Below are 13063 nucleotides of genomic sequence, written 5' to 3'. Positions count from 1 at the left end.
AGATAAAATAAAGAAAAATTCAACACTCTTCCTTCTAATGACCTTTTTCTATTAGAAATATCGGCTTTCCATACTACAGATCTCTCAAAATTTTTAAAAATTCTTCTATATTATAAGCTCCATCTTCTTTTAGAGTTTTACTCTCAAAGACCATGTAATATTTATATTTAGGCCCAGCTAATTCTGCCAATTTCCTTCCTAAACGTAGTTTTTTTAAATTCTCTTCATTGCTTAAGTAATCCCCTTTTGTTTCGATCATTAAGACTTTTCTATCTTGTGTTAAGACCAAAAAATCAGGGAAGTGATTTATAAAACCATTTATGTAATATTCTTTTTTTGAAATATTCCTATGCCACCATTTTACATTATTAAGACTCGCTATTTCTAAAGCTATTTTATTTTCAAATTTATTTCCACTTTCTTCTGATTCATACAATGATTTTGCTATTCCTGAAGATGTATTCACTGGATTTATTTCTTTTTTTAACATATAATTTTCTTTACAAAAAATCTTATCACTTTCAATAGATGAGTAGAATATTTTTTCTTGGTACTTCTCTTGAAGTTCTTTTATTTTTTTCTTTATAGAAGAAGAATATTTATAAGGTGTGGCTTCAAGATCATGTATTTGCTCTTTTGTAAAGTTTCCTAAAATTCTTTCAATGTAATTTTTGATTTCTATTTCACTTATAGAATTTATTTTTCCTAATTGAGCAAAGATAATGTTTTTAAAGTCTTTTATTTTTTCAGAATCGGTCTTCTGCGAGACGTGTTCATTAATATAACTTATTGCTTCTTTATCCAATTTTTGATACTTTGGTATATATTCATCATTACCTTGATTTTCAAGATCAATTTTTACAATATCAGCCTTTATAATATCAAAATCAATTTTAATATCTTCTTGCTTCAAAGAAAAACCTTCTAACAAATCTTCTTTAGATAATTTTTTGTCAGCTTTTATATCAAAAAGGCTATTTTGTTTTGTTTTTATAAAGAATTGAGGTAACTTTAACTTTCTAGCTTCTTCTTCAAATTCTTTGTTCATATGATATATTTTCATTTTGGATTTCAACTCCTCAGCAACCAAGTCAAAAGGATTTTCATCTTTTATTTCATGAAGTTTTTCTTTGAATTTACTTTCTTCTTTTTTGGCTACTTCAATAATTTTTTCCGTAAATTCTATAGTCTTTTCAGTATTTTCAACTATTTTATTGGTTTGAAATTCAAATTTATTTCCATTTTCTGGGACTAATGGAGAAATTGATTGTTGCTTCAAATTAAAAAGCTCATTATTATTAATTTTATTTTCTTGAATATTGTCACCAACTATTCTATAGTCCTTTTCACTATAACCAGACTTATTAAGTCCTTTTATTATATTCTCTAAAGTCCCATAAAAATCATTTGAACAAGTAAAAACATATGATAAATTTAATAGTTCTTCCTGATGTCTTTTTACATAAGGCTGCCTTAGAATTCTCCCTAATGTCTGCTCAACATCAACTTGTGATGTTCTATTTGCAAGAGTGGCTAAAATATAAGCAAATGGACAATCCCATCCTTCTTTCAACGCATTAACAGTTATAATAAATCTGATTTCACAACTTTTTTTTGATAAATCCAATCCTTTTAACTCATTTTTATTAGAAGTTTTTATAGCTATCTGTTCTTTAGGTATCCCAATTTCTATTAATGCTTCCTTAATCTTATCAAACGTTTCACTCTCTTCTCCTCTTTTAGGCTGAGCTTGAAAAAGAACAATTGGTCTAATATAATTCCCAGTTAACTTTTCTTCTTGAATAGCTTTAATTTCAAGATTTTTTTGGAGTTCAATAGCATCAATTAGTACTTCCTCTTTGTCATGATGATTATATACAACAACTGGTAGCTTTACCATATTTTCCTTTTTTAATTGCATTGCATCAACATAAGAGATTATATTACTATTCGCTTTAGGAGTTGCTGTCAAGTCAAGTATAAAGGACGGATTTAAATTATAGAGCATTTCTAGGCTTAAAAAAGTTTCTGCATTATGACTTTCATCCACAATTACGAGAGGATTTAATTTATTAATTACTTGAATTAACGACGTTTCATCTGCATTTTCTATTTTAAATGAATTATTTCCATTTAATTTATCAAAACTATACAAATAACCATTTTCTTGATAAATTTTTCTATCATCCTTCTTTTTACTTCTAAGAGCGTCATAGCTAAGTACAAATATACTTAACTGTTCACTTACTGTACCAAGATCAAAACCCTGACCACTTAAAAGTTCCTCTTTTGTATAGATTTCTACTCTATTCTTAAAATGAGTATTAATCTTTTGTCTATAAGGGTGTTCTCTATTTTTTAAGTTTTTTATTGTCTGCTCCAAAATTGTAGTTGAAGGTACAAGCCAAACTACAGCTTTAGTTTTAATAGAAGGCATTGCTTTGAATATAGGTTGGATAGAGTTACAAGCAACAAAAGTCTTTCCACCTCCTGTTGGTATTTTTAAACAGATGTGAGGCACTCCAGCTATGTTATTTTTGTAAGGTTTCATCCCTCCATGTCCTATAGCAATTCCTCTTTTATTCCAAAATTTTTCATAAGAAATATTAATTTTTTTCTTTTCATTCAAAATTTCTAAAAAATCTTCTAAATCGTACATTACTTTTTGTTGATATTGTTTTAATTCCATTTCTCCTCCGTCCAAATATATTTTTATTATAGCTGTGTGATATCTCTTGGAATTTTTTTAAAAATAATATTTTTTTCTAGTAATTCGTTTTTATCGATACTACATGCATCAGCGTAAATTATATACTGTTCTGACGGCTTATCTATAGTTAATAGAAATTCATAATTAAGTTTAGTGATTTTATCACTATCGTAATAAAAATAATAATCTGAATTATTTTTACTTCCTAAATAATATTTATTTTTTGTTACTTGCTCTTTGACTAATTGTTCCCCTGTTTCTGTATAATAAATATAATTTCTCAAAGTTTCTTCATCGATATTTTTATTCAATATGTTATCCGGTGTAAATAACCTTTCTCCAAGCTCATAAAAATTAAAGTTACTTTTAATTCCTTTTATGAAGCTTTTACCTTTTCCATAACCAGTTATTACTTTTTTAATTCTCTTTGCAGTTACAGTATCAGCATACTCTTCTAACTCTATTAAAATAAACTTCCTCTTCCCACCATCTTCTTGATTCAAATTTAAAACTGCATGACCTGTCGTTCCTGATCCGGCGAATGAATCAAGTATAATGTCCTCAGAATTCGGAGCACCAATTTTTAACAAGTATTCAATAAGTTTGTTAGGCTTTGGATAATCAAATTTTTTTATCTCCATTCTTTCTAATTCTGTCTTCATTTGCTCTGTTGTTCCCATTTCGGTTATCACTGATAATATATTTCTTGCTTTTTCTCTTGTTTTTTTATAATAAATCACACCATTTTTTGATAAATAAAAAGTTATTTCTCCATCTTTTTCTTTTAGTGGTTTAAAACCATTATCTATGAAGTCTTTTAATTTATTTGCGTTTGCCCACCCACTATAAACCGTACATTTTTCTTCTAGTTTGTAATTCGATACAATTAGGTCATTAAGTTTAACAGGCATCTTATTGTTTAAATTATATTTATTTCTTATTTCCTTAGAGATAAACTTTTGGTCATTAACTTCTATATAAAAATCATCAGAAATCGTACTTTTTTCTATTTTCACATTCCTTTCTAAACATGGAAACCCAACAGGTAAATCTATAAATGAGGGGGGATTTTTTTTCCCATTTTTTGTAATTGAATTTTCTGCATAACCTTTCCAAATATTACTTTCTTCACGAGTTGTTGGATCAATAGCATGTCCAATTGCTGAATCTATAAAATTTCTATTTTTGACATAGGTTAAAATGTATTCATGATTAACTTTTATATGAAATTGATTATCACTATGCCCTTCTGTTCTCCAAACTAATTTCGAAACGAAGTTATTGGATCCGAATATTTCATCACAAATCAATTTTAAATTTGCTTCTTCATTATCGTCAATACTAATAAAAATAACACCATTCTCTTTTAATAATTTTTGCAATAACTTGAGCCTAGGATACATCATACAAAGCCATTTATCATGTCGAGATAAATCTATTCCTTCTTTTTCTACTACTCCTCCTAACCATTTTTTAATCTTAGGATGATTAACATTATCATTATAAATCCAATTTTCTTTTCCTGTATTATAAGGTGGATCTATATAAATGCATTTGACTTTTCCTTCATATTCTGGAAGTAATGATTTTAGTGCCTCTAGGTTATCTCCATGTATTATTTTATTCTCACTTTCAGTTTTTTCTTTGCTTTCCTTCCCATTATCAAATCCATACCTATATTTCAGTATTCTAAATGGTATCTCTTGATGGTGATTAATAACTTTATCTTTTCCTATCCATTCAAGCATTGGCATATTTATTTATCCTTTCATTGATTCTTTTATTCTTTAATTTAATTTTTTCACTTAAAATTCCATTCTATTTCAATCATTATAGAATTTAGAAAATATTTATCATTTCTTATAATACATTAGATTGTTAAATTTTATTCTCCCCTTCCTAGCTTTCTTCCAACTGAGATACTTCCATTCATAAGATCTCAAATTATATGTTTTCCCCCACTAATTAAGCCTTATTCATTATCCATACAACCTTACCACAAACCTTAAAGTTGTCCCCTTTCCTTACTTCTCTGGCTGGATATTCCTTATTATCTGAAACCAAATAGCACTTCTTATCGATGCATCTATACCTTTTAACCACAGCCTCTTCTTCATGGAGAAATACGCCAATTTCATTGTTCCCAACCTCAGTATCCTTTTTTACAAGTACTACAGATCCATTATTAATAGTAGTCTCCATAGAATCTCCCTCTACATTGATGGCAACACACCCCTTTCCCATACTTGCAGGCATAGGAATAAAATCAACAGGCATAGGATCTGGTTCTAATCCCATTCCGGCAGACACACTATCATATAGTGGTATTTGTATATAGTCACCTTCTACTATGTGGCTGATATTACTTTCCTCTTTTTTACATTCTTTTTCTTTTTTAAGACGGTTAAGTTCTTCTAAAACACTCTTAGGGGTTTTAAAATATTCAATTTCTCTTTTTAAAAAAGCTATCTCATCTTTGGTTAACTCCAATACATCAGCAATTTTTTCTATAGTTTCCACTTTAGCAGCTACTTCTTTTTCAATATCAGAAATATAGGTATGTGAAAATCCAGTCTTATAGGCCATTTGTCGAAGTGTATAACCTTTTTTTTGTCTCTTTTCTTTTAAAAAATTTCCAAAACTCATAGCTTCTCCTTTTTACTTGATATAAAGATTTTATTGTTTTTTAATGACTTTGTAAACAAAATTGATTACAAAGTGTAAACAAAAAAAGTTGACAAACTGAGTACAAGGTTGTAAAATCCAAGTGTAAATAAAAAAAGTTTACACAGGAGGAAAGAATGTCTTTAAGTAAAGTTGTAAAAGATCGTTTGTCTGAGATAAATATGACTCAATCAGAACTATCTAAAAGATTAGGGGTAACACGCCAACACGTCTGGAACTCCCTTGAGCGTTGGGAAAATGGTCACACTCCAACTGTCAAAACTATAAAAAAGTGGGCCAAAGTTCTTGATATAGACTATTTAAACTTAATATCAAATTTGTAAGTAAAATTTTATTACTTACAAATAGTAAATAATAAAATACAACAATAATTTAATCATAAGGGGGGAAGCTATGAGTAGACCTGAGTGTTACTTGTCCTTAGAACTGGAACAAAGAATGAATCTTCAAGTCAGGATCATGACTATACAGGATTACATGAGATATGGAGGTGTTATAGATAAATCAGATGATGATAGAAGAGTTAAATCCTTTGGTTTCGATAAGCATACCGAAGATATGCTTATCTACTTCACGAGACTTCTGGACAAAGCCATAGAGTTGGAAAACTGGAACCTAGTAAAGAAAACCAAGGATGAGATATCAGACTTTAAGAAAAAATACACAGACAAGAAGAAATCCCTTCATGAGTTGGAGCTGCACTATGAAGAATTGGACGACAAGCTGAGGGAGTGGCTCATGGAATACCTGGCCACCTCCCTGGAAAGGACCCAGAATGAGAGTTCAAAGATAGATATGCAGATGATCCGAGAGAACCTGAATAAGAAAAAGAGAAAAAAGGAGAAGTAGCATGGAATATTTCACAGTTGGAGATATAGCCAATCAGGGGTTTTACCCTATTCCAGAAAAACTATTTAACAATAAACACTACCAGAAAAGGGTCAAAAAAATCAAAAAAGTCAAAGAAAAGAGTTTAATGGTTCCCAAGGAAATTAATACTACCGAGGAACTGCTATCAGATACATCTAAAATTGTATACGGTGTTATGTGCCGGTACTTGAATTACTCTCTTCAGAATGGATGGTTTGATAAAGATAAAAAGGTCTATATCAAGCTCTCTGTTACTACCTTAGCAGAGATGCTGAATAAATCCAGAGACACTATTATCAAATGTAAAAAACAATTAGAAACAGTAGGGTTGTTAAAAATAATAAAGGAGCAACATAAAGCAGATACTTTTTACCTGGGAAAAGTAAAAGATAGACCTGAAGAGGATATCGTTATGGAGGTGGAAAGCAGGATAAAAGATGAAATTCAGACTCCTAAAATCCTCGAAGTCGATAATATCGACCCGTCGAAAGTTTCTGATAAACCAGTCGAAAGTTTCGACTTGGAGGTGGTCGAAAGTTTCGACCCTATTAGAGTATTACCTATTAGAGATAATAAAAGAGTAGTAGCAGAGAGGAAGGAAAATCATACTGCTGCCCCTGAAGATGACTTTACTAAAAACCTGAAGAACCTCCTCCTGGAGTCAGCTGTAAAAAACACCAACTCCAATACCCTAAAAAATATCACTACCCTAACCAATGGTGACATCAAAGAGGTAGAAAGAGCCATAGCTTTTATGAAACTCAAGAATAAGAGCATGACTCCAGGTATCCTTGTGGCCATCTTAAGGGATGGAGACTATAAAAACTCTGGAAGCATAACCCCAAAGGAGATCAGACGAGATGAAAAAATAGAGTTTATGGCATCTAAGTTAGGAGAAACTGAAGTGAGAAGGTTGAGGGGCTTAGTATTAAGTGAAATTGGTTTTGAATGCACTGGAGTAGATGATCAACTGGGAAACATCCTCTGCAGAAAGTTTAACGAATATCTAGCCAAGGGAGGTGTCTATGTGCAGTAGCTATAACAAAGATCTGGAAAAGGCTCTAAACAGAGCAAGAAAGAATATCTATGTATCCAAAGCCGTGTCCAGGCTCAAGAGGGGAACATGGGAGTATCTGGAATACCTCAGGATCTTCTCCCACAAATACAGGGAGGAAAATGTAAAAGCAGCCCTCAGGGACCTATACTCCTTTAACCGTGAGATTAAAGATATTAAGGGACTGACAGCTGCTCTCGTAAGAAAGAACTATAACCTTCAGTGAATCCCGACCAAAGAAGACCTGAAGAAAGTTCTTGCTCTTAGTATAACACAAGATTTTACTTATAAATATAATTTTAGGGGGCTCACATGAAAAAATGCCCAAATTGCTCAGAAAGGGTAAAACACTACTCGACCAAATATTTATACGGCAGTAAGAAAAAAAGGTACTACAAGTGTTCCTGCGGGGCCAGGTTTGTAACTACCTATCAACAGAAAGAAGTTATCATCAAAGTTTTTAAGTGATAGAGGAGGCTTATAGATGAAGAGAACTATAGAGGAATTAATAAAGGAAAGCAAGAGCTATATAGATCAGGGATGGGTAGCTGACCAGGCCATGAAAGAGGTATGGGACAGTAAATATGATGATCTTACAGAGGACTTTACAGATGAGCAGATCTTAGCCATGAGGGATAAGTTCTTCAATGATAAGTTTGATACCCTGGACCTCTACGAAAGAAAGCAGTCCTATTAAAAATAAAAAAATTAGGAGGAAGTTTATGATCATATATGTGAAAAATAATAAGGGAGGTACAGGAAAGTCTTCAATCTCAAGGAACTTAGCCCATGGCCTTACTACTAAAGGGTTTAGAACTGCTTTGGTTAGTGGTGACTCTCAGAATGATTCTCTCATCCTTCTAGGGCAGGAATTTACAGACAAAAAAGGTTTGAAATACTTTTCTCAATACGGAGAAGATATCGAAATCAGGATTAGAAAAGACCTTGACTATTACCCTCTGGAAACTAATTCCATAGGAACAGGATTGAGGAAAAAGGTTATTAAAGCTTTTGAAAGACTCGATAAGGAGTATGACATTGTAGTAGTTGATGGAGCCCCATCCAAAGAAGACCAGCTTTCTAAAATTGCAGCAGAAGTCACACACCAAATCATCATCCCGGTTCAGCTTGATGGTGCATCTATTAAAGCAATTAAGAGACTCCAGGAGACTGTAGATATAGAAAAGGTTAGCTGTGTAGTTCCTAACCTCTTCTTAGGAACAAAAGATGAAACAGATATCTATGATGCTCTTGATCAATTCTTTGAATCTACCAATGTGTATCTCACTAAAGCAATTAAACATACCGCTTTTGAAAGACGGCTATGTTTAAAAGGTAAGAGTATCTATGATTCTAGGTCTAAGAAAACTTTAGAATCAAAAGCTGTATATGACGAAATTATGGATGTGATCATCACATGGGAGTAATGGATATTAATAGTGACTTAGAAGGTTTTAAGGCTTTAAAAGTTTCATTGGTTCATACCCCCAAACAGATCAAATATTTGACCAGGGACCTAACAGACAGTGATGAGAACATCCTCTGGAATGAACTTAAGCATCTAAGAGGAACTACTATCCTTTCCTTTAGAGAGATTGGGAGGAGATTAAAGGAGTTACAGGAGAGATATTCCAAAAAAGGAAGTGGAGAGTTTGAAAAGAGATACAGTGAATTAGGTTTTAAGAAGATGGAAGTTTATACCTTCATAAAAAAGTATGACTTATTTCTTCTTGATGCTGGTACAGAAGAAAGTATCCTTCTAGATCCTCCAGAGAAAACCACTTCTTCCTTAGTGAATGAACCTGAAGAAATAGAAGAAGCTGAGATTGTCCGCACTGTGGACAATCCGGAGATGATAGGCAAAAAACTGGAGGGGGCATCACAACGAATAATCGGAGAACTTGAAAAGTCTCCGAAAGAAGTGAGAGGTAAGTTTTATTCCGGAGAGATAACTACAGCTACAGAAATTAAAAATGAAAGAAAAATCATCACTCCCGGCAAGACATTAAAGGCTGCTGTCATTGAAGATGACAGAAGGAGCGAGAGGGTAAAGGAGCTTACCAAGGAACTGAAGGATATAGATAGAGAAATAACCGAACTGCTGGAAACTGAAAGAAAGCTAAAAAGATTGAGGGAGCAGAGGGCAGAGGTTGTAGAGGAGCTATCTAAAGTTAATAACCTTAAGTTAGATTTCAATGAAGACCCAGTTTATAAAAATCTGATGGAGCATTTAATACAAATTAAAAACAAGAGGAAAGGTGTCATGACTCATACTAAAATAGATCTTAAAGATGATTGGTGGAGAAGCAGGGCATATGAATGGTGGCAAGAGAATAAAGACACTCTGGGACTTCAATGGTATGAAATTGAAGAAAAATATTGTGTATAGTCAAATAAAGAATTATTAAAGGAGGAATAAAAATGGTAGAAATGGCTTATATAGACAATGAAGAGGCTTGTGTTGTTGTAACTAAAGATTGTACATGGGATGATGCTGTAAAAAAAGCTGAAGGTTTTTTAAAGGGGTATGCTTCAGGAGCTTGTATTGTTACAAATCCAGCAGAACCTAAGCAAAGCTATGTCCATAGAGATGCTGAACACTGTAAACATGAAGGTTGGGAGTGGGCTCTTGATAGATATACAGTTAGTAATGAGCCCGTTTGGACAATAGATGTACATACAAAAGAGGTGGAATAGACGTGAACATATTAGATGGCAGCAGCTTAATAGTCAGTGAAATGTGTTGTAATTGTAAAAACTACGGGGCAGATGGTTATTGTGATACTGTAGAAGCTAATATGAATGCCCATGATAGCGGATGTCCATATTTTGTTGAAGAGTAACAAATAGATATTTTATTATTTGGAAAGGAGTAAATATGTTATTGTATGGAGCTAAGGAAGTGGAGAAGCTACTAGGTGTATCAAGAGCTAGAGCTTATCAGGTAATCAAAGAAATAAATAAAGAAATGGCATCCAAGGGATACCTAACCATAAGTGGAAAGGTCAACAAGATCTACCTGGTTGAAAAGTTTGGATTCAAAGAGGATTACTTGGAGAGAGACAATGCCAGCATATAAGGAAGATAATGGGACCTGGACCCTTCTCTTCCGTTACAAAGATGAGATCTTGGATAAGAATATCCAGAAAAAGAAGAGAGGCTTTAAAACAAAAAAAGATGCTCTCAAATATGAAAGGGAATTCCATTATAAAGTTAAAGGTAGTACCGATATGAAGGTCAATACTCTTTATGATCTGTACTTAAAAGATATTTCCTTGAGGATAAAACCTAAAACTCTGGAAACTAAAAAATATATCTTCTCCACTAAGATACTTCCCTTCTTTGGAGAAATAAAGCTAACAGATATCACCCCGCTTAAGATCAGAAACTTTCAGAATGAATTAATGAGTCAAACCAACCCAAGGACCGGAAGTTGCTATACACTTGCTTATCTTCAGAAAATAAACGCTCAGCTAAAATCACTCATCAACTATGCAGTAAGGTACTATGGCTTAAATTCTAACCCCTTCACAAAAGTCGAGAGCCTCAGGCAGCATGTTAAGGAGCAAAAAAAGGAGATCAAGATCTGGAGTGTGGAAGAATTCAACAGGTTTATTCAAGTCATAAAACATAAACCAATAAGCTATACAGGATTTAATCTCCTCTTTTGGACAGGTATGAGAGTGGGTGAGCTACTGGCACTTACTAGGGAAGATATGGATCTGCAAAATAGAAAAATACACATTAGGAGAAACTATAGTAAATTGGTCGGAGGAGAAGAGGTAATAGGAACCACTAAGACCCAGTCAAGTGAGAGGACTATATTGATCGATGATCATTTAGCAGTAATCTTAAAGAGATATATTGGTATGCTCTACAAGATAAAGGAGAAGGAAAGGCTCTTCTCTATCACACAACACCTTTTTAGAAATGATATCACCAGATACCATGAAAAAGCCGGTGTGAAAAAAATCAGGGTACATGATCTAAGACACAGCCACGCATCCTTCCTTATCAATAAGGATGTTAATCCACTTATCATCTCTAAGCGGCTAGGACATGCCAAGGTGGATATTACTCTTAACACCTATGCTCACCTATATCCATCCAAAGAAGAAAAGATAATAGATATAATAAATGAAAGCAACAAGGTTTAAAATCTTGCTGCTTTTTTATTTTTTCAAAATGTTACCATTTTGTTACCAATAAAAAAAGAGCAGATGGTAAGCTCTGCTCTAATGATTATAAATACTGGTGCCACCTGCCGGAGTCGAACCGGCGACCTCTACCTTACCATGCTTTTATGATTTTTTATATACCTTCTATCCCTTTGTTTTCATTTATTTCTTTTTTATTTATTTGTTTTTTGTAACATTTTACACCCTTTTTTTATATTTTCTTTGCCAAAACTTTGCCATAAGCAGCATCTAGAATGTCCACCATTTTATCCTCAGTAGATTGATATAAATGTGAGTATGTGTTAAGCGTCATATCTACCTTAGCATGCCCCAATCTTTTGGATATTGCCAAAGGGTTCACCCCCTCATTTATCAGCAGGCTTGCATGAGAATGTCTTAAATCATGAGGTGTAACCTTTTTAACACCTGCCTTATGACAATACCTAGAGAGATCATTTTTAAAAACTTCCCTTGTCATATTAAAGAGTCTGCCATCACTACTTATCCCATAGAGCACTCTAATATATTTCTTTAACAACTTTACAAGATCCTTGGGCATTTTTATAACTCTTTCACTGCTTTCATTTTTAGTTGATTTAATTATATCCTTTCCATTCAACCTAGCATATGATTTGTCTATTTTTATCGTTCCATTAATTAAGTCTATATCCTTCAAACTAAGCGCTAAGAGTTCGCCTGTCCTAATACCAGTCCAAAAGAGTACGTGAAAACCTATATAGCTCATTGGTTTATGTTCTATCACCTTCACAAATCTATTGAATTCATCCAGTGTCCAAAACTTTACCTTCTTTTCATACCTTAATTTTAAAGGTCCTGCCTTCTTACATGGATTCTCACTCAATTCATAAAAATTCACTGCATGATTCATAAGAGCTGAAAGTTGTGCATTTATCTTCTGAATATAGTGAGCCTTATATGGTCTCCCATTCCTTGGATTGACCCCTGTGATGAGCCGGTTTTGAAAATCTCTAACAATAATCGGGGTTATTTTTGACATCTTCATATTATTAAAGTAAGGAAGAATACTACCTTGAAATATAATTTCTTTCAGATGATAGGTAGTATCTTCTACTCTTGGTTTTACATCGGCCATATATAATTTATAGAAGGAGGCGAATGTCATATTGACTGACCTACTTCCTTTTAATTTATACTCACTTTCCCAAAGTTTTGCTTCTCTTTTAGTAAGAAACCCTCTCTTCTGAGATTGTTTTACAACCCCTCTTTCTTTGTAAGTGTAAACTACTCTCCATTTTTTACCATCTTTATAAACCGGCATCTACCTTTTCCTTTCTATATCTATTCCTAATTTTTTACAAAGAAACTTAGAATTTACCCTTCCTCTTATAGTAATGTATCCTGCATTCTCCATATCTCTGTTCACTTCTTTCATTATCTGATATGCTTTTCCAACCTTTACCTGACATACCTCCATTACATCTTCTACTTTTAATAGCTGTTTCATTCCTATCCCCTTCTCTTTTGTTTCTTTTTCTAATAATAAAACTCTAATAATTTATTTTTTTATGTTTTATAAATCGGTAA

At 32.8% G+C, this 13063-nt stretch carries 16 protein-coding genes; 11 read left to right on the top strand and 5 right to left on the bottom strand.

Annotated features, from left to right (window positions below; genetic code table 11):
- Positions 1-73 precede the first annotated feature (73 nt).
- From QMG11_RS14380 to QMG11_RS14370, 3 genes are all read right to left on the bottom strand, one after another.
- Positions 74-2689, bottom strand: a complete 2616-nt coding sequence (locus QMG11_RS14380; RefSeq protein ID WP_281836899.1) for a DEAD/DEAH box helicase — start codon at positions 2687-2689, stop codon at positions 74-76.
- Between the two features lie 26 nt (positions 2690-2715).
- Positions 2716-4464, bottom strand: a complete 1749-nt coding sequence (locus QMG11_RS14375; protein ID WP_281836897.1) for a site-specific DNA-methyltransferase — start codon at positions 4462-4464, stop codon at positions 2716-2718.
- Positions 4465-4675: 211 nt separating this feature from the next.
- The gene (locus tag QMG11_RS14370; protein ID WP_281836896.1) at positions 4676-5356 is read right to left on the bottom strand and encodes a helix-turn-helix domain-containing protein; all 681 of its coding nucleotides are present in this window, start codon (positions 5354-5356) and stop codon (positions 4676-4678) included.
- Between the two features lie 155 nt (positions 5357-5511).
- Between QMG11_RS14370 and QMG11_RS14365 the strand changes: the two genes are divergently transcribed.
- From QMG11_RS14365 to QMG11_RS14315, 11 genes are all read left to right on the top strand, one after another.
- A complete protein-coding gene (locus tag QMG11_RS14365; protein WP_281836895.1) occupies positions 5512-5718 on the top strand; it encodes a helix-turn-helix transcriptional regulator in 207 nt (68 codons plus the stop codon).
- Between the two features lie 70 nt (positions 5719-5788).
- Positions 5789-6244, top strand: coding sequence for a hypothetical protein (locus QMG11_RS14360; RefSeq protein ID WP_281836894.1), 456 nt, complete (start codon positions 5789-5791; stop codon positions 6242-6244).
- Position 6245: 1 nt separating this feature from the next.
- Positions 6246-7301 (top strand): replication initiator protein A, encoded by a 1056-nt coding sequence (locus QMG11_RS14355; protein WP_281836892.1) that lies wholly within the window; start codon positions 6246-6248, stop codon positions 7299-7301.
- Positions 7291-7545, top strand: a complete 255-nt coding sequence (locus tag QMG11_RS14350; protein WP_281836890.1) for a hypothetical protein — start codon at positions 7291-7293, stop codon at positions 7543-7545. Before QMG11_RS14355 ends, QMG11_RS14350 begins: the two co-directional genes overlap by 11 nt.
- 258 nt (positions 7546-7803) lie before the next feature.
- The gene (locus tag QMG11_RS14345) at positions 7804-8016 is read left to right on the top strand and encodes a hypothetical protein (protein ID WP_281836888.1); all 213 of its coding nucleotides are present in this window, start codon (positions 7804-7806) and stop codon (positions 8014-8016) included.
- 25 nt (positions 8017-8041) lie between these two features.
- On the top strand, positions 8042-8746 hold the full coding sequence (locus tag QMG11_RS14340) for a ParA family protein (RefSeq protein WP_281836887.1): 705 nt from the start codon (positions 8042-8044) through the stop codon (positions 8744-8746).
- Positions 8737-9708: a hypothetical protein gene (locus tag QMG11_RS14335; protein ID WP_281836886.1), complete on the top strand. Its 972-nt coding sequence runs from the start codon at positions 8737-8739 to the stop codon at positions 9706-9708. The genes QMG11_RS14340 and QMG11_RS14335 overlap by 10 nt, the downstream gene beginning before the upstream one ends.
- 32 nt (positions 9709-9740) lie before the next feature.
- Entirely contained in the window at positions 9741-10016 is a 276-nt protein-coding gene (locus QMG11_RS14330) for a hypothetical protein (RefSeq protein ID WP_281836884.1), read from the top strand.
- A gap of 2 nt (positions 10017-10018) precedes the next feature.
- Entirely contained in the window at positions 10019-10162 is a 144-nt protein-coding gene (locus QMG11_RS14325; RefSeq protein ID WP_281836883.1) for a hypothetical protein, read from the top strand.
- 35 nt (positions 10163-10197) lie between these two features.
- Positions 10198-10398 carry a transcriptional regulator gene (locus QMG11_RS14320; RefSeq protein ID WP_281836882.1) on the top strand — a complete coding sequence of 67 codons (201 nt, stop codon included), beginning with the start codon at positions 10198-10200 and terminating at the stop codon, positions 10396-10398.
- Positions 10352-11476, top strand: coding sequence for a tyrosine-type recombinase/integrase (locus tag QMG11_RS14315; protein WP_281836881.1), 1125 nt, complete (start codon positions 10352-10354; stop codon positions 11474-11476). Before QMG11_RS14320 ends, QMG11_RS14315 begins: the two co-directional genes overlap by 47 nt.
- 232 nt (positions 11477-11708) lie before the next feature.
- Here QMG11_RS14315 and QMG11_RS14310 read toward each other — a convergent pair whose 3' ends face one another.
- Both QMG11_RS14310 and QMG11_RS14305 read right to left on the bottom strand, forming a co-directional pair.
- The gene (locus QMG11_RS14310; RefSeq protein ID WP_281836880.1) at positions 11709-12797 is read right to left on the bottom strand and encodes a site-specific integrase; all 1089 of its coding nucleotides are present in this window, start codon (positions 12795-12797) and stop codon (positions 11709-11711) included.
- Positions 12798-12983 carry a transcriptional regulator gene (locus QMG11_RS14305; RefSeq protein ID WP_281836879.1) on the bottom strand — a complete coding sequence of 62 codons (186 nt, stop codon included), beginning with the start codon at positions 12981-12983 and terminating at the stop codon, positions 12798-12800.
- Positions 12984-13063: the final 80 nt, after the last annotated feature.

Origin of the sequence: Propionigenium maris DSM 9537, assembly GCF_027925155.1 — a bacterium.
In the GTDB taxonomy this organism is placed as follows: domain Bacteria; phylum Fusobacteriota; class Fusobacteriia; order Fusobacteriales; family Fusobacteriaceae; genus Propionigenium; species Propionigenium maris.
This window is presented reverse-complemented; position numbering and strand designations above follow the sequence as displayed.